Annotated in this window: 21 protein-coding genes and 5 pseudogenes; 11 read left to right on the plus strand and 15 right to left on the minus strand. The window is 61.1% G+C overall.

The features are described 5' to 3' along the window. Positions 1-122: 122 nt before the first annotated feature. Positions 123-266 (minus strand): annotated as a pseudogene (locus tag G8767_RS32805) (IS256 family transposase); the annotation flags it as partial. 307 nt (positions 267-573) lie between these two features. On the opposite strand from G8767_RS32805, the gene G8767_RS32810 reads away from it, so the two are divergent. After that, positions 574-987 carry a VOC family protein gene (locus G8767_RS32810; protein WP_083291349.1) on the plus strand — a complete coding sequence of 138 codons (414 nt, stop codon included), beginning with the start codon at positions 574-576 and terminating at the stop codon, positions 985-987. A gap of 33 nt (positions 988-1,020) precedes the next feature. On the opposite strand, the pseudogene G8767_RS32815 reads toward G8767_RS32810, so the two are convergent. The 6 genes and pseudogenes from G8767_RS32815 to fdxA form a co-directional block, all read right to left on the minus strand. Beyond that, positions 1,021-1,215: pseudogene (locus tag G8767_RS32815) on the minus strand (hypothetical protein); the annotation flags it as partial. Positions 1,216-1,226: 11 nt separating this feature from the next. Beyond that, complete coding sequence (locus tag G8767_RS32820) at positions 1,227-2,420, minus strand: globin domain-containing protein (protein ID WP_166813998.1); 1,194 nt, start codon at positions 2,418-2,420, stop codon at positions 1,227-1,229. A gap of 31 nt (positions 2,421-2,451) precedes the next feature. Then, a complete protein-coding gene (locus G8767_RS32825; RefSeq protein WP_073513868.1) occupies positions 2,452-2,901 on the minus strand; it encodes an Rrf2 family transcriptional regulator in 450 nt (149 codons plus the stop codon). A 174-nt stretch (positions 2,902-3,075) separates the two neighbouring features. Further along, positions 3,076-3,312, minus strand: coding sequence for a hypothetical protein (locus G8767_RS32830; protein WP_070159599.1), 237 nt, complete (start codon positions 3,310-3,312; stop codon positions 3,076-3,078). A 915-nt stretch (positions 3,313-4,227) separates the two neighbouring features. Further along, positions 4,228-5,460: pseudogene (locus tag G8767_RS32835) on the minus strand (cbb3-type cytochrome c oxidase subunit I); the annotation flags it as partial. Positions 5,461-5,469: 9 nt separating this feature from the next. Continuing rightward, a complete protein-coding gene (fdxA, locus tag G8767_RS32840; protein WP_070159664.1) occupies positions 5,470-5,844 on the minus strand; it encodes a ferredoxin in 375 nt (124 codons plus the stop codon). 60 nt (positions 5,845-5,904) lie between these two features. Between fdxA and G8767_RS32845 the strand changes: the two genes are divergently transcribed. The 3 genes from G8767_RS32845 to G8767_RS32855 all read left to right on the plus strand — a co-directional run bounded on the left by G8767_RS32845 (position 5,905) and on the right by G8767_RS32855 (position 7,858). Further along, positions 5,905-6,597 carry a helix-turn-helix domain-containing protein gene (locus G8767_RS32845; protein WP_073513830.1) on the plus strand — a complete coding sequence of 231 codons (693 nt, stop codon included), beginning with the start codon at positions 5,905-5,907 and terminating at the stop codon, positions 6,595-6,597. 177 nt (positions 6,598-6,774) lie between these two features. After that, the gene (locus G8767_RS32850; RefSeq protein WP_231783828.1) at positions 6,775-7,482 is read left to right on the plus strand and encodes a hypothetical protein; all 708 of its coding nucleotides are present in this window, start codon (positions 6,775-6,777) and stop codon (positions 7,480-7,482) included. 43 nt (positions 7,483-7,525) lie between these two features. Next, positions 7,526-7,858, plus strand: a complete 333-nt coding sequence (locus G8767_RS32855; protein ID WP_070159670.1) for a cupin domain-containing protein — start codon at positions 7,526-7,528, stop codon at positions 7,856-7,858. Between the two features lie 343 nt (positions 7,859-8,201). Here G8767_RS32855 and G8767_RS32860 read toward each other — a convergent pair. Further along, a pseudogene (locus G8767_RS32860) lies at positions 8,202-8,729 on the minus strand (homocysteine S-methyltransferase family protein); the annotation flags it as partial. Between the two features lies 1 nt (position 8,730). Between G8767_RS32860 and metH the strand changes: the two are divergent. Both metH and G8767_RS32870 read left to right on the plus strand, forming a co-directional pair. Next, a pseudogene (metH, locus tag G8767_RS32865) lies at positions 8,731-11,652 on the plus strand (methionine synthase); the annotation flags it as partial. After that, positions 11,645-11,962, plus strand: a complete 318-nt coding sequence (locus tag G8767_RS32870; protein ID WP_003943354.1) for an MGMT family protein — start codon at positions 11,645-11,647, stop codon at positions 11,960-11,962. The pseudogene metH and the gene G8767_RS32870, both read left to right, overlap by 8 nt. 376 nt (positions 11,963-12,338) lie before the next feature. Here the strand turns inward: G8767_RS32870 and G8767_RS32875 are convergent, their stop codons facing one another. Further along, positions 12,339-12,926, minus strand: a complete 588-nt coding sequence (locus tag G8767_RS32875; protein WP_037130837.1) for a uracil-DNA glycosylase family protein — start codon at positions 12,924-12,926, stop codon at positions 12,339-12,341. 666 nt (positions 12,927-13,592) lie between these two features. Here G8767_RS32875 and G8767_RS32880 point away from each other — a divergent pair. Then, on the plus strand, positions 13,593-13,763 hold the full coding sequence (locus G8767_RS32880) for a hypothetical protein (RefSeq protein ID WP_003943375.1): 171 nt from the start codon (positions 13,593-13,595) through the stop codon (positions 13,761-13,763). A 525-nt stretch (positions 13,764-14,288) separates the two neighbouring features. Further along, positions 14,289-14,768: an SRPBCC family protein gene (locus tag G8767_RS32885; RefSeq protein WP_037130811.1), complete on the plus strand. Its 480-nt coding sequence runs from the start codon at positions 14,289-14,291 to the stop codon at positions 14,766-14,768. 342 nt (positions 14,769-15,110) lie between these two features. On the opposite strand, the gene G8767_RS32890 is transcribed toward G8767_RS32885, so the two are convergent. Beyond that, on the minus strand, positions 15,111-15,287 hold the full coding sequence (locus tag G8767_RS32890; protein ID WP_003943357.1) for a hypothetical protein: 177 nt from the start codon (positions 15,285-15,287) through the stop codon (positions 15,111-15,113). A gap of 455 nt (positions 15,288-15,742) precedes the next feature. Here G8767_RS32890 and G8767_RS32895 point away from each other — a divergent pair, with 455 nt between their 5' ends. Together G8767_RS32895 and G8767_RS32900 are read left to right on the plus strand one after the other, a co-directional pair. Further along, the gene (locus G8767_RS32895) at positions 15,743-16,519 is read left to right on the plus strand and encodes a hypothetical protein (RefSeq protein ID WP_003943377.1); all 777 of its coding nucleotides are present in this window, start codon (positions 15,743-15,745) and stop codon (positions 16,517-16,519) included. A gap of 27 nt (positions 16,520-16,546) precedes the next feature. Then, positions 16,547-16,795: a hypothetical protein gene (locus G8767_RS32900; RefSeq protein ID WP_003943394.1), complete on the plus strand. Its 249-nt coding sequence runs from the start codon at positions 16,547-16,549 to the stop codon at positions 16,793-16,795. A 191-nt stretch (positions 16,796-16,986) separates the two neighbouring features. Here the strand turns inward: G8767_RS32900 and G8767_RS32905 are convergent, their stop codons facing one another. From G8767_RS32905 to G8767_RS32915, 3 genes are all read right to left on the minus strand, one after another. Further along, entirely contained in the window at positions 16,987-17,175 is a 189-nt protein-coding gene (locus G8767_RS32905; RefSeq protein ID WP_003943368.1) for a hypothetical protein, read from the minus strand. 29 nt (positions 17,176-17,204) lie between these two features. Next, positions 17,205-17,984, minus strand: a complete 780-nt coding sequence (locus tag G8767_RS32910; RefSeq protein ID WP_003943395.1) for a SigB/SigF/SigG family RNA polymerase sigma factor — start codon at positions 17,982-17,984, stop codon at positions 17,205-17,207. A gap of 91 nt (positions 17,985-18,075) precedes the next feature. Beyond that, positions 18,076-18,312, minus strand: a complete 237-nt coding sequence (locus G8767_RS32915; protein WP_141751371.1) for a hypothetical protein — start codon at positions 18,310-18,312, stop codon at positions 18,076-18,078. Positions 18,313-18,646: 334 nt separating this feature from the next. On the opposite strand from G8767_RS32915, the gene G8767_RS32920 reads away from it, so the two are divergent. Further along, the gene (locus G8767_RS32920) at positions 18,647-19,015 is read left to right on the plus strand and encodes a MerR family transcriptional regulator (RefSeq protein ID WP_256261650.1); all 369 of its coding nucleotides are present in this window, start codon (positions 18,647-18,649) and stop codon (positions 19,013-19,015) included. On the opposite strand, the gene G8767_RS32925 is transcribed toward G8767_RS32920, so the two are convergent. Continuing rightward, the gene (locus G8767_RS32925) at positions 18,940-19,368 is read right to left on the minus strand and encodes a hypothetical protein (RefSeq protein WP_003943386.1); all 429 of its coding nucleotides are present in this window, start codon (positions 19,366-19,368) and stop codon (positions 18,940-18,942) included. The genes G8767_RS32920 and G8767_RS32925 overlap by 76 nt on opposite strands. A gap of 160 nt (positions 19,369-19,528) precedes the next feature. Further along, entirely contained in the window at positions 19,529-19,831 is a 303-nt protein-coding gene (locus G8767_RS32930) for a hypothetical protein (protein WP_003943349.1), read from the minus strand. Positions 19,832-21,101 lie beyond the last annotated feature (1,270 nt).

Genomic DNA, 21,101 nt, shown 5'->3' on the forward strand with positions numbered 1-21,101 from the left:
GATCTGGACCGCATCAATGCCGTCACACGATCGAGATCCCCGTCCCGTAAAACCAAAGGCGCAACTCGCATACAAGCAAGTATCGCAAATCCAACTGTCTAATTATTTATCCCACGCCGCACTAGGACGTTTTTGGTGAGTTGATTGAGGAGTCCGTTCGGGCCCATCAACTCCACGCCCTGCTCCTTGGCCTGAGCCAGGAGCTGCTCGGCCAACTGCTTCTGATCCACCTCAGTCTCTGCCATGGGATCAAGTGTTTCGGTCATCGTCGATCCTTCCCGCCAAGCTCAGCTCGGCGTGTTGAATCAAGGACCGGATCCACCGTTATTCAGACAGTCCCGATCGTCGGAGCGAAGGTCCTCGGGTCGGGCACACTAGTCGCGTTGGACCGACCATGCCGACGTCTCCCTTCGCAGATCGAGTACTCGACACGCGGACGGGGAAACGCTGTGTACGCGACAGTGGCGGACGATCTTGCCGCGTTCAGAAGTCGGTTTTGCAGTACGAGCCAGGGTGTCGAGCATGACGGTACTGTGAAGACCTCTGGCCTGCTCGGGAGTTAGGGGACAAAAAATGTGTGCTGCCGCGAGAGTTGCCTCGTCGGTGATGCAAGTAGCCCACTTGGATCGGTCGGTGAGCTACTACTGCGATGTGTTTTCCTGCCGTGTCGCCTTGCGTGAACGCGATGCGGTGCTTCTTCTGACGCCGGATGATTTTCAGATTTACATGTATGTCCGAAAGGGCGCATCCCTGCGCAACATCAGCAGTATCGGCGTCCACTACGTCATGTGGTCCGCCGATACAGAAGAGGAACTTACGCGGATCAGTGAGCGTCTACGCGCATACGATGCCTCTACCTTCACCCAGGTAGTCGGCGGAGTAACCTTCGTCGACGGCTGCGACCCTGACGGTATACGTGTCATCGTCGCTTACCCAAGCCCAGAACAGTTACCCCGAGAGCTGATCGCACCACGATTCCACGGATAACGTGCCGTCCGGAGCGGTGCGTTCGTCCGGCCTGTCCTCGCTGCTGGAGCGGTCACCGATCCACGCGAGGAGATCTGGATCGGACGAGGTCAGACGGTCCACTTCCTCGCCGTCGTCGCAGCGTCGTAGTGACACCGTGATCGAGGTGGGGGTCCTGTGCAGAACCCGCCACATCGCTCCGGAACCGGACCACCGCGAAAGAGTTTCCACCGGTTGCTCTTCCGTCATGTCGGCTCCGCTCAGGTATTGGCCCAGCTGTCGGGCCCGAAGACCTCGTAGTGGATATTCTGCGCCGGGACGTCCCGTTCGAGCAACGATGCGCGCATCGCCAACATGAACGGCATCGGCCCGCAAAGGAAGGCTTGGGTATCGGGCTCCACTGCAATGTCTTGCAAATCCGCCCGTCCTTCGTGAACCGATCCGAACGCCACGTGCGTGCCGAGATCCTCGTACCAACGATGCAAAGTTGCGGCGGGAATCTTGTCGACGAGTGTGCTGAGTTCTGCACGGTGCGCATGATCGGCGATGGATCGATCCGCATGAATGACAGAGACCGAACGCTGAGCGCCGGTGTTCACGAGATGATTGAGCATCCCGATCATCGGTGTGCAACCGATTCCGGCCGACGCGAGCAGGAGCGGTGAGTTGTCGTCCGGCATGGTGAGATCGCCGAAAGGTGTGGTGACGGAGAGTTCTTGACCTTCGAATACGTTGTTGTAGAGGAAGTTCGACACTTCGCCATCGGGAGTTCCGGAGATTCGCTTGACGCTGATCCGCCAGTCTGCGCTGCTCGGTATCGAACACAGGCTGTATTGACGGATCTGGCGGGCGCCGTCGGGCAGTGTAACCCCGACCGAAAGGTACTGTCCGGGAGCGAAGGTGGGGAGTGCGCTACCGTCGAGCGACGTGAGCGTCAGTGAGACGGTGTCGGCGGACTGAAGAACTCGTTCGCTGATCCTGACCGTGCGCCAGACGTCACCGGCTTCGACGCCGGCGAGTTGGTAGAGGCCACGCTCCATCGTGATGAGGGTTTCCGCCATCAGCCAGTAGACTTCGTCCCAGGCTGCCGCGACGTCGGGAGTGACTGCATCGCCGAGTATTTCGACGATCGCGGCAAAGAGGTGTTCGTGCACGATTGCGTACTGGTCGGGCGTGATTCCCAGCGACGCATGCTTGTGCGCGATGCGTGAAAGTATGAGATCGACCTTGGCGCTGTCCGGCTCGAGCTGAAGCGTCGCGAATGCCGCGATGGCGCCGGCGAGAGCCTTCTGCTGTTCGCCCTGCTTCTGATTGCCGCGATTGAACAAATCACGTTCGAGTTCAGGATGTGCGTCGAACATCTTGCGGTAGAACAGGGTTGTGATATCGCCGATGGCGGCGCCGACCACGGGAAGGGTGGCGCGAATGACCTCGGTTGACTGTGGGGAAAGCATGAGCTGCTCCGTTCGGTCGAAATTCGATTGATCAGCCTGCTTCGTCGCTCCGGGTGGTGAGGCGTAGCAGGACAGTTTTGGACGGCTGCCGAATGACGTCTTCGATCGTGACCGCGTCGAGTGAAACGAAAAACGCTTCCTGTGCTTCTCGCAAAGCGCTTCGAAGGAGGCAGCCGCCGCGCAGTGGGCACGGTTTGTCGCCTTCGCAGTCGACGACTTCACCCGGGCCTTCGAGGCGTCTGGCCAGCCAGCCGATGGTGGCGGTGCGGCCGAGTTCGGTGATGGAAAGCCCACCACCGCGACCGCGCCTGGTTGTCACGATGCCAAGCTCACCGAGCCGTGTAACCACCTTGGTGGCATGGGAATACGACACGTTGAGCTGCTCCGCAACATCCCGAGTGCTGGGGGAGGCATCCGCGTCGAGTACGGCCAACCGCATGACGACGCGCAATCCCAGATCGGTGAACTGCGTCAGTTGCATGATCTGAACCTACATAATTCGCATCTGAGATGACTATTTATGTGAGGGGGATCTCAAACGAAGGGCTAACGCACCACGTCGACATGGTCGAGAACGCTGTGAAACGGCACCGATCATGCAAAACGGGTTTGTTGACGAAAGGTAGAACCGAGCACATCGTCCCGTAGTGCACTCTCAGAGGGCGGAGGTAAAACCGTACCGTCGCCGCATTTCCTTGATGGCGACGACGTCGTTCGCGCTGAAACTCGTTGCAGCTGACCATTGCAGCGCTTGCGCGTAGTCCTCTCGCCACTGGTCGATCTCGCGCGCGGTGAGGCGAGTGAGGGTCGGTTTCTGTCCCTCGGCTACCGGTTCGAATTGGGCCAGAAACACGGCGAGCAATGTGGCTTCACGCCGACACGTGTTCGTCATGGCGCCACCGTCTTGACGCTGATAACCGGCAACGCGGATTGGTGCTGCAATGATCCCGCAAGCGTCGATCGGATCTCGGTGAGGCCGATCGATGCGTCGAGCGCAACGACGGACAAACGAAGTGCAGAGACTTTCGTTCTGGAAATGCACTGTGCTACATAGTTTCATTACGGGAAGAGCTCCATTCGGCCCCGACCTCATGAAGAAGAACAACTTTCAAGTAACTCACCGTAACAGTACCACCCAGATTATCGCTAACTCCAGGCTACCGACGGTTTGCTCACCGTACACCGTACCCGAACGACAACCGCAGACTGCGGGGTAACGACAACGGGGGTGTGATCTGGAAACGCGCCCCCACCGAAGACCGTTGCACACATTTGTGTCGAGCGACTTACAACAGTCAAGCCTGAGATCACACCTGTGGGCACCGACCCCATGCTTCACGGTTCGGTCCGTCACGTCATCCTGCCGAAGATTTTAGGGTCGACGACGTCGTCACCGGTGGTCAATTGTGTGCGGAATCTTTGCGCCACAGTAGGTTCCGCGCGACATCGGGGTACGCTCTCGGCGGTGTAGACGGATCGGTGGAGTCAACCATCGGTTACGTCCAAACGCTGTAAGTGACACCGGCTAGGTAACGGGCGTGCAAAAATCGTTCGATCACCTGACCTTACTTACCACTATTGGCCGAAAGTCGGCTTACCTGGGTTTTGTCGGCTACCGTGTCGTGTCTCGGAGCGTATATGCGGACACATCGGGAATGATCCATTCCCCGCCGACTTCCTCGATCGGGAGAACATCGAGGACGATGTCCGGATCCAACGGTATTGCTCCCAAGATCCGGGGAACCCGCGTGTCTGCACCAGGAGGCGATGGGTTGCGCTCGTCCCACCTGATCGAGACCCCCGCAGTGATCCCGGCGTACGTGGCGAAGACGATGGTCCCGAAGAGGACGTAGTGGAAGTGCGCGACGAGGAAATACGAATCGGTGACGTGGAAGTCGAGCGGCGGGCTCGCCAATATCACCCCGGACAGACCTCCGAAAAGGAAAGTCACGAGAAATCCGATCGAGAACATCATCGGCGATTCGAACGTCAATTGTCCTTTCCACATCGTTCCGATCCAGTTGAAGAATTTCACCCCGGTCGGTACGGCGATGAGAAAACTCATCATCGAGAAGAACGGCAGCAGAACGGCTCCCGTGGCAAACATGTGATGAGCCCACACCGCAGCAGAAAGTGCCGATATGGCGATCGTCGCGTAGACAAGTCCGAGATAGCCGAAGATCGGCTTGCGGGAGAAGACCGGAAAGATCTCCGAAACGATACCGAAGAACGGTATCGCCACGATGTACACCTCGGGATGTCCGAAGAACCAGAACAGATGCTGCCACAGGATCGCCCCACCGGTGGCGGGATCGAAGAGATGCCCACCCAAGTGTCGGTCCACGAGCAGTCCCATCAGCGCTGCCGTGAGAATAGGAAAAGCCAACAACACCAAAATCATGGTGATGAAGACATTCCACGTGAAGATGGGCATCCGAAACATCGTCATCCCGGGTGCACGCAGACAGATCACGGTGGTGATCATGTTGACCCCACCCAAGATGGTCCCGACGCCGGCCAGTGCGAGGCCCATGATCCACAGATCCCCACCGACACCTGGTGAATGCAGGGCACTGGTCAGCGGGGTATATCCCGTCCATCCGAAGTCGGCGGCTCCTCCGGGGGTGAGGAATCCGGATACGGTGATGAGCGCACCGAAGAGGTACAGCCAGTAGCTGAGCGCGTTCAGTCGCGGGAACGCCACATCCGGTGCGCCGATCTGCAGGGGAAGTATGTAGTTCGCGAAGCCGAAGACGATCGGAGTGGCATAGAGCAGCAACATGATCGTGCCGTGCATGGTGAAGAGCTGGTTGTACTGCTCGTTCGAGAGAAACTGAAGACCGGGGACGGCAAGTTCGGTCCGGATCAGCAGGGCCATCAATCCGCCCAACATGAAGAAGGCGAACGAGGTGACCAGATACATCACGCCCAGCTGTTTGGGATCGGTCGTAGTGGCAGCGGAATAGAGGAACGTGCCCTTGAGCCCCCGCCGTTTCGGGTAAGGCCGCGAAGGAAGGAGCTCTGTCACAATGGGAGTCATTGCCGTTCCTCACTGCGCGGGAGATGGCGGTCCGATATCCGGACGATTCGAGTGCGAATACCCGCCTACCAGCTCCGTATCGACGCCTACGCGACCAAGCTTCGCGGATCCGCCCGGCGACCCCACTACCTCGGCCGCACCGGGCAGTCGCCGATGGAAGAAGCGGGCATTGTCATCGATGAAATCTTCCCAGCGGGCGGGGACGTCGGATTCGTACGAGATGGCCTCGACCGGGCAGACCGGTTCGCACGCACCGCAGTCGATGCATTCGTCCGGGTGGATGTAGAGCGACCGCGCTCCTTCGTAGATGCAGTCCACCGGGCATTCCTCGACGCACCCCCGGTCCAACACGTCGATACATGGTGCAGCGATCACGTACGTCATGAGCGTCCTCTCAGGACACCGCCTATTTTCGAGGAAATCTTTCCTCTAAAGTCTTACAGTATGGCGATACGAAAGGGAACCGGTTCTGCGCGCGCCGGCACCCATGCAGTACTTGCGTCCCGGCGGCGAGTCCAACTGCTGGACGCTTTACGAGCCGGCGCGGAATCGATGGCCGCCAGCGAACTGGCGGATCTGTGCAACCTGCATGTGACCACAGTTCGGTTCCACCTCAACGCGTTGATCGAAGTCGGCCTGATCGCGAAGGAGACCGAGCACAACGTCGCCCGAGGACGTCCACGCCAGCTCTACCGGGCACAGAATCCACTCGGATCAGGAGTCGGGATCACCTCCGGATACGAAAAGTTAGCCCACGTTTTAGCGGCGCACTTCGCGCGCCACTCCGGTGATCCGGAAAACCTCGCCGAGGCAGCAGGTCGACAGTGGGCGCTGGATGATCTCGGCGAAACCTCCGGAGCCGGCCGATCCGCAGAAGAGACGGCGCTCGTCCTCACCACCCTGTTCGCGGAGATGGGGTTCGATCCGGAACTCGAGCCCTCGAATGTCGAAACGCGTATCCGATTGCACGCCTGCCCGTTCGAAAGCGTCGCCCGACAAAACCCCGGCGTTGTCTGCTCCTTGCACCTCGGTCTGATACGCGGAGTTCTGACACGACTTGGCGCACGCCAGATCGAGAGCACGCTCACCCCCTGGGACACCGCGCATACGTGCCTCGCGCAACTGGAGCAGCAATGACACATAGGACCGTACAAACGGCGCATATCAATGTTCCTGTCGCACAGTCACATTCCCCTCCCCCATGTTTTGTGGGACCGCTGATGTGCTCGCGCGATCGAACATATTCGTCGTTTCGGCGGACCGCATCGAGAAATGAACAGCCGGAAACTTCCTCACTACAACGGATTACACCCCATGAGCATCTATCGCATGATCTGGTGGATTACCGCGGTCATCCTGGCCGCTTCAGGGGGGATCGCCGCAGCCATCACCGTCCAAACCGACATTCTGGTATCGGCGGTGACTGCCGCAGTGCTGATCGGAGGGGGTTCACCCTGGCTGCGACCGATCACACGTCGTACTACCCCACCACCGCGAACTCTCCTTCCGATTGCGCTACGAGACGGCGCTACGTGGGCGGCAGGGGTGGTCACTGTCATCGGATTGATCACGCTCGCCGGCGCTGCTGCCTTACCGTTGATACTGCTGATGGCCATCACCTCGGCTCCGGTGCATCGCTACATTGGCGGCAGAGTCGAGTTCACACAGGCACTCCTGTGCTCGCCGAAAAGTCCCCTGATACGCACCAGCACCGTCGATGTGCCGCTTCTTCCGTTGCCGGACTGCAGCCAACTCTCGGACGAAGCCCTGTGCCGATGTTGGCGCATGAGCTTGCCCGCGCTGCAGAACGGTCCCTCGACATCGCCCTCGACGACGGACGCGCTGCACCTCGCGCGTACCCGCGCGACTTACCTCGACGAAATCGAACGTCGCGATCCAAGGGGTTCCTCACCACACGAGATCACCCACCCCCACCACATCAGCCCTGATTCAACGCCCCTTGAGATGCCCATGAACCAACTGAGAAACCTCCTCATGGCCGGACCAGTGGAGAACGATTGAAATGCCTGGCCAGCACCGCATAAACGCAAAGAAAGCGAACATCGTGGAAAAGATGTCATTGACAGCGCTAGCTCGCCAACTCGCCGACAAGGCGGAAAACTCGAAGAGCGGCCGTAGCGCTCGTACCGTGTACGGCGGCCATGAACACGTCCTGCGGCAAACCGTCATCGCGCTGGCAGAGGGCCAAAAACTCGACGAGCACGAGAACCCTGGGGAAGCGACCGTCTATGTCCTCACCGGCCGGGTACGCCTGTGCGCAGCCGAGAATGCTTGGGAGGGATCATCCGGCGATCTGTTGATCGTCCCGAATGCTCGACATTCTCTCGAAGCGCTGGAGGCCTCGTGCGTACTACTGACGGTCGCTAAAGCAATCTGAAGTATCGACCCGGTCTTCACGGCCACTGATCTGACCGTCATTTCTTACTCCGCTTCGTCATCGACCATGCTCCAGTCGCGAGCTGTGCCCCGCATCGTCCGCGGGCACGGTTCGCGGTCCTTCTACGTGTCGATGGCAATCGTCCTGTTAGGTAAATGCATTGAACCGTTTCGAGACCAAGGATCCGAACACCGTTGATTCCTCGGAGCCCGCTGTCGGCGGCTTGTCTGCCCCATTTAACTCTGCCCTGCTTGATGCGCTGAAACAGCGCGTTGTCATCGGCGACGGAGCGATGGGCACCATGTTGCAAGCCGCGGACCTCACCCTGGACGACTTCCTCGGCCTCGAGTGCCGTCAGCGCCGCACCGATCTCACTGCCCAGGAGCATCGTTCCGGTTGTCTCGACCGTCACGTGCGTGATGATCGGCAACCGCAGTCCGAGTTGCTCCATCGCACGCTGGCTGCCGAGGATTGCAGCTTTCACCTGAAGCAGGTCCTGGCAGGTTTCGACGAGGATGGCGTCGGCGCCACCGTCGATCATGCCGAGCGCAGCTTCGGTGTACGCGTCACGCAGGACTGCGTACGGTGCGTGTCCCAGGCTGGGGAGCTTGGTTCCCGGTCCCATCGAGCCGAGTACGAATCGGGCCATGCCGTCGCGGCCTGGTCCCATCTCGTCCGCTACTTCACGGGCGAGAGCAGTGCCTTTTTCCGCGAGTTCGCGGATCCGGTGAGAGATGTCGTAGTCGGCGAGGTTGGGCAGGTTGCAACCGAAGGTGTTGGTCTCGACGGCATCGGCACCAGCGGCGAAGTACGCACGGTGGATGTCTTTGAGCACGTCGGGACGGGTGTCGTTGAGGATCTCATTGCACCCCCTCGAGCCACTCGGTATCGACATGATCGGTCTGAACTGTGCCACCGGGCCGGCCGAGATGAGTGAACATCTCCGTCATCTGTCCAAGTACTCCACGCTGCCGGTGTCGGTCATGCCCAATGCCGGCCTGCCGCAGCTCGGCCCCAAGGGTGCCGAGTATCCGCTGACTGCCGACGAATTGGCCGAAGCCCTCAGTGGTTTCGTCTCCGAGTTCGGACTCGGCCTCGTCGGTGGCTGCTGCGGTACGACGCCCGAGCACATCAGCGCGGTCGCCGACGCGGTCCGTCAGGTCGAGAAGGCCCAGCGCACGCCGATCCACGAGCCGAGCACCTCTTCGCTGTACTCGGCGGTGCCGTTCGAGCAGGACGCCAGCATCCTGATGATCGGCGAACGCACGAACTCCAACGGCTCCAAGGCTTTCCGCGAGGCGATGCTCTCCGCGGACTACCAGAAGTGCCTGGACATCGCCAAGGACCAGACCCGCGACGGCGCACACATGCTCGACCTCAACGTCGACTACGTGGGCCGCGACGGTGCCGCCGACATGTCGGAACTTGCCAGCCGCCTGGCGACGTCCTCGACGCTGCCGATCATGCTCGACTCCACCGAGCCTGCCGTGCTGCAAGCCGGCCTCGAGCACCTCGGTGGCCGCTGCGCCGTCAACTCCGTCAACTACGAAGACGGCGCCGGCCCCGAATCGCGTTTCCACAAGATCATGACTCTGGTCAAGGAGCACGGCGCGGCGGTCGTCGCCCTGACCATCGACGAAGAGGGCCAGGCTCGCACCGCCGAGACGAAGGTCGCCATCGCCAAGCGTCTGATCGAGGACATCAAGGGAAACTGGGGACTCGCCGAGTCCGACATCATCGTCGACGCCTTGACCTTCCCCATCTCGACCGGTCAGGAAGAGGTACGACGCGACGGCATCGAGACCATCGAAGCGATCCGTCAGCTCAAGGCTGCGTACCCGGAACTGCACTTCACCCTGGGTATCTCGAACATTTCGTTCGGTTTGAACCCGGCCGCTCGCCAGGTCCTCAACTCGGTGTTCCTGCACGAGTGCACCGAGGCAGGTCTGGACACGGCGATCGTTCATGCGTCCAAGATTCTGCCGATGGCCCGAATTCCTGACGAGCAGCGTGAAACCGCACTCGACCTCGTCTACGACCGTCGTAGCGAGGGGTACGACCCGCTGCAGAAGCTGATGGCTCTGTTCGAGGGTGTCTCGGCTGCGTCGGCGCGCGAGTCCCGTGCGCAGGAACTGGCGGGACTTCCGTTGTTCGACCGGCTCGAACGCCGCATCGTCGACGGCGAGCGCAACGGCCTCGACGACGACCTCACCGAGGCGATGACGATCAAGCCTCCGCTGGCCATCATCAACGAGACCTTGCTCTCGGGCATGAAGACCGTCGGCGAGCTGTTCGGCTCCGGACAGATGCAGTTGCCGTTCGTGTTGCAGTCGGCCGAGGTCATGAAGACTGCCGTGGCATTCCTCGAACCGCACATGGAGGCGAGCGACGAGGACGGCAAGGGTCGCATCGTGATCGCGACCGTCAAGGGCGACGTTCACGACATCGGCAAGAACCTGGTCGACATCATCTTGAGCAACAACGGCTACGAGGTCGTCAACATCGGTATCAAGCAGCCGATCGCGACCATTCTCGACGTCGCGTTGGACAAGAAAGCCGACGTGATCGGCATGTCCGGACTGCTCGTGAAGTCCACTGTCGTGATGAAGGAAAACCTCCAGGAACTCAACGCACGCGGAGTCGCCGAGAAGTTCCCGGTTCTGCTCGGTGGTGCGGCGCTCACGCGCTCCTACGTCGAGAACGACCTGCAGGAGGTGTACGAGGGCGACGTCAGCTATGCCCGCGACGCCTTCGAGGGTCTGAACTTGATGGACCAGATCATGACGACCAAGCGTGGTGGCGGCCCGGCGCCGGACAGCCCGGAGGCCATCGCTGCTCGCGAGAAGGCTGCCGAGCGTAAGGCACGTCACGAGCGTTCCAAGCGCATCGCCGAAAAGCGTAAGGCTGCAGCGGTTCCCGTGGTCCTGCCGGAGCGTTCCGATGTCGCAGCCGACATCGCGGTACCGACACCTCCCTTCTGGGGCTCGCGCATCGTCAAGGGAATCTCGCTGTCCGAGTACTCGGGGCTGCTCGACGAGCGCGCTCTTTTCCTCGGCCAGTGGGGCCTTCGCGGTCAGCGCAAGGGCGACGGTCCGACGTACGAGGAACTGGTCGAGTCGGAAGGCCGTCCGCGACTTCGGTACTGGCTCGATCGGTTGACGTCCGAGGGCATCCTCGCGCATGCCGCGGTCGTGTACGGGTACTTCCCGGCGATCTCGGAGGGCGACGACGTCATCGTGCTCACCGAGCCGAAACCGGATGCACCCGAAAGGTTCCGGTTCACCTACCCGCGCCAGCACCGCGACCGCTTCCTGTGCATCGCGGACTTCGTTCGCTCGCGCAAGGACGCCGAGGCCACCGGGCAGGTCGACGTACTCCCGTTCCAGTTGGTGACGATGGGTCAGCCGATCGCGGACTTCGCCAACGAGTTGTTCGCGTCGAACTCGTACCGCGATTATCTCGAGGTTCACGGAATCGGTGTCCAGCTCACGGAGTCTCTGGCCGAGTACTGGCATCGACGCGTCCGTGAAGAGCTAGTGCTTCCCGAGGGTCACACCGTCGCGGAGCAGGATCCCACCGAGGTTGCCGGTTACTTCGATCTCGAGTACCGCGGCGCTCGTTATTCGTTCGGATACGGCGCGTGCCCGGATCTCGAGGATCGAGCCAAGTTGGTTGCGTTGCTCGAACCCGAACGAATCGGCGTCGAATTGTCCGAGGAGCTGCAGCTGCATCCCGAGCAGTCCACGGACGCTTTTGTCCTGCACCACCCGGAAGCAAAGTATTTCAATGTCTGAGTTGCCGAACGGAATATCGGAAGACGGCCCCTCGCCGTTCGCTCGCCGCGTCCTCGACATCATCGACCGTATTCCTGCAGGCCGAGTGATGACATACGGACTGATCGCCACCATCGTCGACGCGCATCCGCGCCAAGTCGGCCAGGTCATGACCCACTGGGCAGACGAAACACATTGGCACCGAGTGGTCTACGCCAACGGCACTCCCGCTACCTGTCACGGCAACAACGCTCTCGTCCTACTGCGCGGCGAAGGGACGCCCATGCGCGACGGACGGGTCGACCTCGTACACGCGCTGTGGAATGGATGATCCACCTCAAACGATGGCGAGAACCGTCCTGCAATCGTTTTCGACGAAATGCCATGTCCTCCATGCGATTAAGTCATCTTCACCCTCGTATTTGCTCCCCGGGTCATGTCCTAAGTCTGGTATGTCGGATGAGACACGGCCACCCGCTGCGCAGTCTCGACGTGCACTCAGGTGGACTGGCGGTTGACGACACACCCGGGGGCAAGGTGTAAGGCGCGAGAGCGTGTAGCGCCGACGCGGCGTGTGAACGGGGAGAGCTCAGTGACCGGGCGGCCAGCTCGGTATCGGTTCGATGATGTGGACGGTCAACTGACAACGTCGAACACGTTGTGTTCGCGCTTTGCGCTGAACCTCTACGTGGAGACAAAAAGATCTTTCACAGGGCGAGTGAGCGAATTGCGGTCTGGACGATCGGCAACACGTCCTCTTCGAACCACAGGTTCTTGGCAAGCCACGGCTGGTTGCGCGGAGAAGGATGTGGGAGGGGAAGGTACCCCAACGGCAGGTAATCCTTCGCTGCTTTGACGGTCTCGGTCAGTGTCGGCTTGCGCCGACCACGTAGATAATGCGCCTGTGCATACTGACCGACCAACACCGTGAGTCGGACGTCGAGTAAACGATCGTTCAGTGCCCCATGCCAATGAGATGCACATTCGGATCTCGGTGGTTTATCGCCCGACCTGGCTTTGCCTGGATAGCAAAAGCCCATCGACATGACGGCTACCGTGTCCGGGTCGTAGAACTGTGTGGGCGTCAGACCGAGCCAAGCGCGCAGACAGTCACCTGAAGGATCGTCCCAGGGAACACCCGTCGTATGAACTTTGCGGCCGGGCGCCTGGCCGATCACACGCAGCCGAGCCGATGGGCCTGCTTGCAGTACGGGACGCGGTCCGCACGGCAGGTGGTCCGCGCAGAGCGTGCACCCTCGGATCTCCCTGAGCAACTCAGCCAATGGTTCCGGCATATTTCCCATCTCCGGGGTCGAGGCAAGCATAGAAGTGACGTCGTTATCGGACGCGTTCGAGGTCGTCGTCTACCGGGAAATCACCGAAATCCGGGTGGAAGGCTTGAAGCCGCGCCGGTAGGCCGGGCTGACAGATTTCTCAGTCAGCGGGCAGCGGGGGCGTCGAGTCCGCCGGTATTTGGCACGGTTTCCCCTATGTCTCCAACCATGCCTCGAAGACGCATATGCCCGTCGGACAACGTGTAGCAGCGTTGCGACGAGACAGGGTAGCGACAGGACAGAGACCCAGGGTGCCGCGACCGGGACGCATCGGGGCAGTGAAGACATCACGCGGGTTGGCGGCGTAACTGGCTGACGCCTTCCACAGCAGCTCTAGCGATCGGAAGACCCTCGAAGGATCTCGCCGCCCAAGGTGTACGCGCCCAGCTCTCCTGAGTAGGCCAGCGGTCGAAACCGTGACGGCTCATCGGATCCCAGGTCAGTGAAACCCGACGAGCCGTCCCGTGCCCTGGCCCGGCAGAGCTGAGGCACGGCACAAGTGATCCACCGGACGCAAAATTTGGGGGACCGGCTATCCGGTGGATCCTCGACTCACTACCCCCGCTGCCCGTCATGTAAACGCCGCACCGAATCGTGAGCCGAAACGCTCAGTTCTCGAATGCGGTGATGCTCCGGACCAGTGACGTCCGGGTAGGTCGACCGGCGGATGCGCAGTATTCGTCGACGTCGACGGCGATGTACACCGACGACCTTCAGGCTGGCGATCCGCGGAACCCTGCAGTGCACGAGGGAGACGTACTGCGCGCCCGGTTGCGCTTGATGCCTTGCGGCACTTGATGTTCGCCGCGGCTGGGGAAGGGGCCGGCTAGCCGAGGACGCAACAGCAATTCTCAATATCCGGACTGGACGATTTTTTGGCCTACCCGGGGCGAGGGCGGTGTCTGTGGGCGGTTCCTCGGTGCCCTCCTTGCGGGAGATGCGTTGCGAAGAGTCGACGGTCGTCTGCGTACCGTTCGACGGCGATCCCACAACTCGTGTCCGAGTTCGCCTCTGTGGCTGCCCTGATCGCATCGTTGTGCGTCGTGGGTTTCCCACCGGGTGTGCTCCTCGGCGGTTCTGCACATGCTCCTCCATGAAGGCCGACGGTAATGGCGGACCGAAGAGGGTGCCCCTGGATGAACTACCCGAGCGCCTCTACCGCGCGCGCGGGTTGTTGGCGGTGCTATGACCGATTGTCTTCGAACCTTCTCGCAGCGTGAACGACCCTGCGACCTGGGCGAACCCGAAGACACACCCTGACCGTGGCTTCCACGTCGACTGCTGCGATGTGTATCAGTTGACAGAGTGGGTAGCTCGAAAATCATGAGTACCGTGACCGAATCCGTAGATGTCAACGTCCCCATCTGTACCGCCTACGACCAGTGGACTCAATTCGAGTCGTTCCCCCACTTCATGTCCGGAGTACGGGAAATTCGACAAATCGACGATGTGCACACACATTGGATCCTCGAAATAGCCGGACAACCACGGGAATTCGACGCCACCATCACCGAACAGCACCCGGACGAACGCATTGCGTGGAAATCGGACGCAGGCCCCGATCATGCGGGTGTGATCACCTTCCACCGATTGGACGACTCGCACACCAGGGTGACAGCACAGATGGACATCGACCCTGATGGCTTCGTCGAAAACATTGCCGACAAACTCGGAGTCCTCACCCACAGAGTCAAAAAGGACATGGGGAGCTTCAAGGAGTTCATCGAATCCCGCGACCAGGAAACAGGCGCCTGGCGGGGAAACATCGAACGCCCGGACCAGATACGCCCCGACGAAGTCTGAACTCCCGCACCCCGCAGGCCTGGGGACTGCTGCGGCAGGAGTAGGCGCGGGCCACCGGAAGCGCAATCGCCCATCGGCACGGTTCCCCCGCAGGGGGTTACTACGGCTTCCCGAGTCCTACACGTGCGTGCCGAGGGTGCCGGTGTCGTTTGCCACGTGAGGACGAACGAAGCCACTGGAAGTCCAGGCACATCACCACGGTCAGACCGACACCTAACATCACGAGTAACAGAACCACGTTCACCATCGCCACTGCTCCCTCTGACATCGAATTAGCCACTCACACCACGGAAGGCAGAATTCTCAGACGCATTCCGGACGCGTACGTTCCGGTAGCTGGACTCAGGCAGCGGTCACGCCATGAATCGATCGGACCGATACGCGCATCCTCGACGTCGCGGACAAACCACGTGCGATCGGTTCTTCCGCCTCGAAACGCTCGATTGCGAGTGCGAGGCCCATGACCTGTCGCCACCACCGTTCACGTTCCTCGGATTCGGCCCACACAATTACATCCATCACTGTCTCCTCATCAACCCTGGGTTTGTTACCCAGGTCACAGATTTTGGAAACGTAGGACACGCGAAATTATGCAATGGAGAGAAGCGGGGACTCGCGGTGTGTCGCCGATAACCAATCCTCCTCGAGGCCTCCGAAAACAGATCCGAAGACACGAAACGAGTACAGCCGAAAAAGGAGCTTGCGAACTGACCCGCAGTCCAATCCACTCGGCCCCCGTCGACGTCAATGCGGTCACTTCACAGGCTGCACAACACTTCTCGTGGGTGTGTTGATACGGCTGCGAGCCGTTGCGCTCAAACACAGGCGACAGGGTCAGGAACCTGACCGTACGCCGCTGCAGGCGAGGAACATGATCAGCCCGCTGCGGATTCGGATGCCGCCCCTGAGGCGAAGTCCGAAGCCGAACGACGCCTATGCTCGGTATAAGATCTCGCGAGAGAGTGGAGCCAGATATGAGTCCGAACAGCACCTGGCTCGACACCCGAACAACCCAACTACGGGGCACGCTTCTCGGTCTGGGGCTGACGATCACCGACTCCCAGGCCCGCGTACTGCTCAACGACAAACTCGACGACTACGCCCGCCTGATGCACGTCACCCGCCGCACCGCCCAACGACACTTCACCGACGAACAGCTCGCCATCTTCGCCAACTCCCTCGCGGCGGCCATTTCCGACGAAGCACCCGGCGAGCCCATGACCGAATTCGAACGCACCATCCCCATGCCCACCAACGCACTCGGACTGACCATCGCCGCCCTGGCAGAAGCGCTGAAAGTCGCCCACGGCAACCTCGAAGAGCACTCTCTGACCGACGGCTTGTCCCACCTGTCGACTCTGGGCATGATCGCCGCCGACGCCCGCACAAACACCCGCACCGGTACCGTTCCCATGCCCCGGCCGCTGCTGCTGCGGATCGCTCGCTTTCTCGACAACACCGCGAAAATGGTCAGCGAGGGAGCGAACCTGCCCGACGGCCTCGACGAAAACGCGCGAGCACCCTTCGTCACCACCCTCCAACAAGACGCCGACGGACTACGCACCCTCGCGAACACCGAAGACGGTCACTCGCCGAAACTTTGGCGTATCCCTGCCAGTAGCGAAACATCGCCCCGTCGCGAAAAAGCCAATCGACGTCATGCCGCAGTCGAAACAGAGCCGAACGCCGCAACGGAAGGCGCGCGCGGGGATTCGATCCGCAGCGGACGACCTCGCCCCACGGAATCTTGACCTGCCAACACATGTGAGGAGTTACTCGTGAGGCCTATCGCCAGTTTCAGCGCCATGTTCGTGTGGGCCATCCTGCTCATCGCCGTCGTCGGCATCGCCGTGAGCCTGACCCAAGGGGCGTGGGCTCCCACCGTCGCCTGGGCGATCGTGGCAAGCGCGGCCGCGGCTGGTCTGATACGTCTGCGACACCGGCAGATCGGTAGCACCCGCACATTGAGAGCTGTTCCCGCGCGGCGAATACATCGCGCCAAGCACGACAAGAACGATCACATCTGACACATCCCACCGACTGCCGACGGCTCCCCTCCGCGGCCCAGATCGTCCCGCCGGCATTCGTAAGCGCCCAGGGGGACGGGCCTTGGGGCCTTGCGTCTGACGAATCCCCGGAATGGTTATCGAGTACAGCTCAGCGTGTTGAAAGCTGGCCTGTTGAAGTCAGTACTGCTGTATTCAGTACTGCGCGTTCGTCATTCACCACCGACTCCGCGGTCCGCGGGAAATCGGTAGACCCGAATTCCGCCCTCGCGATCGGTGTATTGAATGCTCCAGAGCGTGCGATCCACCTGCCCCAACTCGATACTCCGGACAGCTTCCTCCAAGGTCGGGTACTCAGCAGTGCGCTGCGCAGCACCGTCGTAGAGAAAAGTGAAATGCATTCGATCCTCGTCCTTTCTTCCCAGTCAGGTCAGGCTGCGACCGCGACCGGCCGGGGCGCAAAGGAAGACGAGGCTCGCAGTTTCGCGAGACTTTGGGCGAGGAGCCGAGAGACGTGCATCTGCGACACTCCGATCTTCTCCGCGATCTCCGCCTGAGTCAGTTCCCCGAAGAACCGGTAAATCACGATGATGCGCTCACGCTCGGGCAGAGCGAGGAGCGCCGGCCGCAGCGTTTCCTGATTGTCGATGCCGTCGAGGGCAGCATCGAACTCTCCCAACGCATCTGCGATCGATCGACCGTCACCGACGGCGGCTGCATCGAGGGACGCTGCATGATAGGAATCGCCGGCAGCAACGATCTCCGCGACCTCGGCGGGCTCGACTCCGAGCTCTTTCGCCAGCTCCGGCACCGTCGGCTCACGCCCGAGATCCTGCGTGAGCGCGGTGCGTGCTTTGTTGAGCGCAAGACAGTTTTCCTGCAACGAGCGCGGCACCCGCACATCCCATCCACGATCCCGGAAATGCTTACGCACCTCCCCCATCATCGTGGGAATCGCGAAGGCGAGAAAGTCTTTGCCCTTGGCCAGATCGAAACGGTTCACCGCACTGACCAGACCGACGCTGGCCGCTTGGACGAGATCGTCGAGCGCTTGTCCGCGGCCGCGATACCGCAAGGCGATATGGCGAGTCAGCGGTAGACATAGTTCGATGATCTGCGTGCGCAGACGCTCGCAGCGTGCGTCGTCTCCCGGCAGAGAAGCCAACTCTTCCAGCAAGCCCGCGACCTGTGCGTATTCGGCGTCCTTCATGTGCCGGCTCACGCTATCACCCACTTCTGCCGGGTGGTCGTTGCTCGTGCGTATCGTGCTGCGGGCATCGTCTTCTCCTTCACAGTCGCGCTCACGGGTTGATCGCCTGCAGGACTACGCGGAATGAGGCCGCCGCGACGAGGGCGAACGCCACTCCGGTCAGCGGGCCGGCAAGGACGGATCCGACTGCGCCCAAGATTCCGGCGATCACGATCACCAGGACGAGATCGAGCGTCACCCGCCGCCACCAACCTCGGGAGGCGACAGGGGTCGTGATCGGCGATCGCCGCTGCGCAGAAGTCCGCCCGACGTCATATGAGGAGGTCATGGCAGTTGTCATTCACACTCCCGGGGTCCACATGCTCACACACAGCTGTCTGTTCCGATGTCGTAAATCTATACCAACTGATGCAGATAAGCGACAATTAGAGCGGCAGGGAAAGCAGGGTCGAAGGCGCCGTGAGCAATCTCCCCTTGGGCTCACCTGCACATTCAGGCGAGTTTCCGTTCTTACCGGGCGGGTACGTTCTAGCCGTGACTATGTTCGGTTGCGCGAAAATCTGCAGTGCTGACCATCAGATTTGCAGCATCGGCCGGCGAAGGGATAGTGATGAGCCGTGTTAAAGTCGAGTGATATCCGGTTGGGCTGAGGGAGTAGTGCTGTGGCAGTGACAGATGCAGCGCACGTCCATGCTGCCTACGACCGCCGTGGGGTGTACGGGATTTCCGTGATGTCGGAACTGTCCGGCGTCGGCCCGCAAACATTGAGACTGTACGAGCGGCGCGGACTGCTCACCCCAGCCCGCACGGGCGGGGGAACCCGCCGCTACAGCGAAGCAGACCTGGCCACGTTGACACGTATCAGCGCGTTGATCGCCGACGGCATCAACCTGACTGCGATCGGTGTCATCCTCGACCTGGAAAACCGGAACGGGATCCTGGCCGAACAGATCGCTCAGCTCAGTGGGATGCCCGCGGAGGAATCGCCTTCCGAGCGCGTCCCGGAAGGCGGTGACCCCGCGTCGGCGTGAGCGATGGCGCCGAAATCCGCATCGGCAGCGATCACATGCCCCTCCGATTCGAGCTGGTCGATCGCCGCATCGAACGCGTCGATAAGCCACGGCTTCTGCGCCTGCGCGAGCGAAGTTTCCGTATTGTCGTCACCGGTCTGCACGATGTGCACCCACCACGAACCGCTCGCATCAGGCTCGTCCCACAACCCTCGCGCAGAATTGGTGGCCAACACGTAGCGGTTGTACTCGAGATCCACACGAATGGCGTACTGCCCGTCCACATTCACCACAGCAGCGGGCCGCTGCGACGCCGCAGCCAACGCGGTCAGCGCGTCGTCGTACATTTCCGAGAACTTCTTCGTCAACGGCACAGTGCAGTCCTACTCATCGAGGCCCCATGCAGACAGCACAAGGTAAAAGACAGCCCGTTGCCACAGCCATGACCAGCCCGTTGCCACAGCCATGACGAAGAACTGACATCCACCCTAACCCCACGAGGCCCACATCAGTGGGAAGCATCCCACTCCGCGATCACCTACCGTCCCATCGAAAGCCGGAAGAGGACCGAACCCTGTCGAACTGCATACCGATCTCGCGGCAAAGCTCCTCATCACTGACGGCGCGGTCCCCGAAAGCGATCGCGCCCACTGCAGTGCCGTCGATGACAACCTCGCCGACGACACCGACGACCGCACCGTCCTCACGGCAAGCGATGTCCCGCCCCGCGCGAATCACCTGCTCGATCACCGACGCACGGTCGAACCCTGCACCGCCGCGGTAGCGGTGGACACCGGTTTCCTCGTCCCGCACCGACACGAACCAGTCCACCTGCATCGCCCTCACATTCCTCCCCTGCACCCCTCACCTACTTCTACCGCGTGGGGAGCGTATCCACCACCTCGGCCGCGAGCACCGTCAGCCGAATACTGCATTGCCGAGACTGCTCGACGAACACCTCGAACACCTCAAACACCTCAAACACCTCGATCCTCACTGATACCGTGCAGCACCATCAGCATTCCCTCGGCATGCTCGAAGCCTTGCGCGTACCGCCATCCCAGCCTGCACACCCCCGACCTCCGCAGGACCCGCACTCCGCCGCCGGAAGAGGTTGGTATGCCAATGGGCACTGCTCACACACCCGCTACTTATCGACGATCATCCACTCAAGAGTCGTCCGGTCGACACAGGCCTCCACTTTCCCGCCCCAGGGACCCATCGGCCGCCGCAGCGGACTCGCCGCGATACGGAGGTCCGACGAAACGTTCCGACCGACTCATGCTGACTTGCAACAGCTCTCGAATCGGATGGATGGTTTGGCACGAACAAGGCAGCTGCGGCGATTTCAACGACCGCACACCCCCAGGACCCCGGCCCTGCACGTCGAGCCGGGGCGGTGGGATGCCATCTGCGTTGAGCACACAACCCAGACAGCCCTTTTCGTGCGCGGTCAATATCCGTGCGGCCTCGCACTTCCCACCATAAACCGCATTACCGGTATGCACCTGGTCGGATTCCCGGTCGATACCAACTAGCAACCCGGGCGCGTGCGGACAGTCCGGGAGCAGCACTCCCCCACACCTACCAACCCGATCTCATCGGCCGGCTACCACCGCCACGTCGCGAGAACTCCGAAACGTTTTCTGGAGTGGCGATGACACTCGGCGACCTCACGAAGCAGGTCAAACAGATCAGCGGAAAGCCAGATTGACACCGAATCGGCTGTCGAAGGGGTGCAACCAGGTTCGATCCACGGTTCCATACCGCCCCACCCCGACACTCGACAAAGCTGACGGGCAATCATCACCGAGTAGTCGACCGGCACCGATCATGTGTGCTCTCGCCAGATTTGTGAAAGTCCGCTACCACCAGAGGAAGTCAACGCGCTCTGCTGATCGAAGATCTGCCGACACCCCGCATGGAGGCGATAGCGTCGAGACTCTTGCCTTGCTCACAGAGGGAGCGGGCCCGTTCGGTGGGTCTATCTCTTTAACGGTGTTTCGGCGGATTTCCATCAGTAAGTTTCCGATCCCGGCCAACGATCGGCGAACGTGATCGCAAACGCGTTCAGAGCGGGCTTCCACCTCGTTATCCATCGTGCCTG

This window comes from Rhodococcus sp. IC4_135, from assembly GCF_011602025.1.
Lineage (GTDB): Bacteria > Actinomycetota > Actinomycetes > Mycobacteriales > Mycobacteriaceae > Rhodococcus_F > Rhodococcus_F baikonurensis.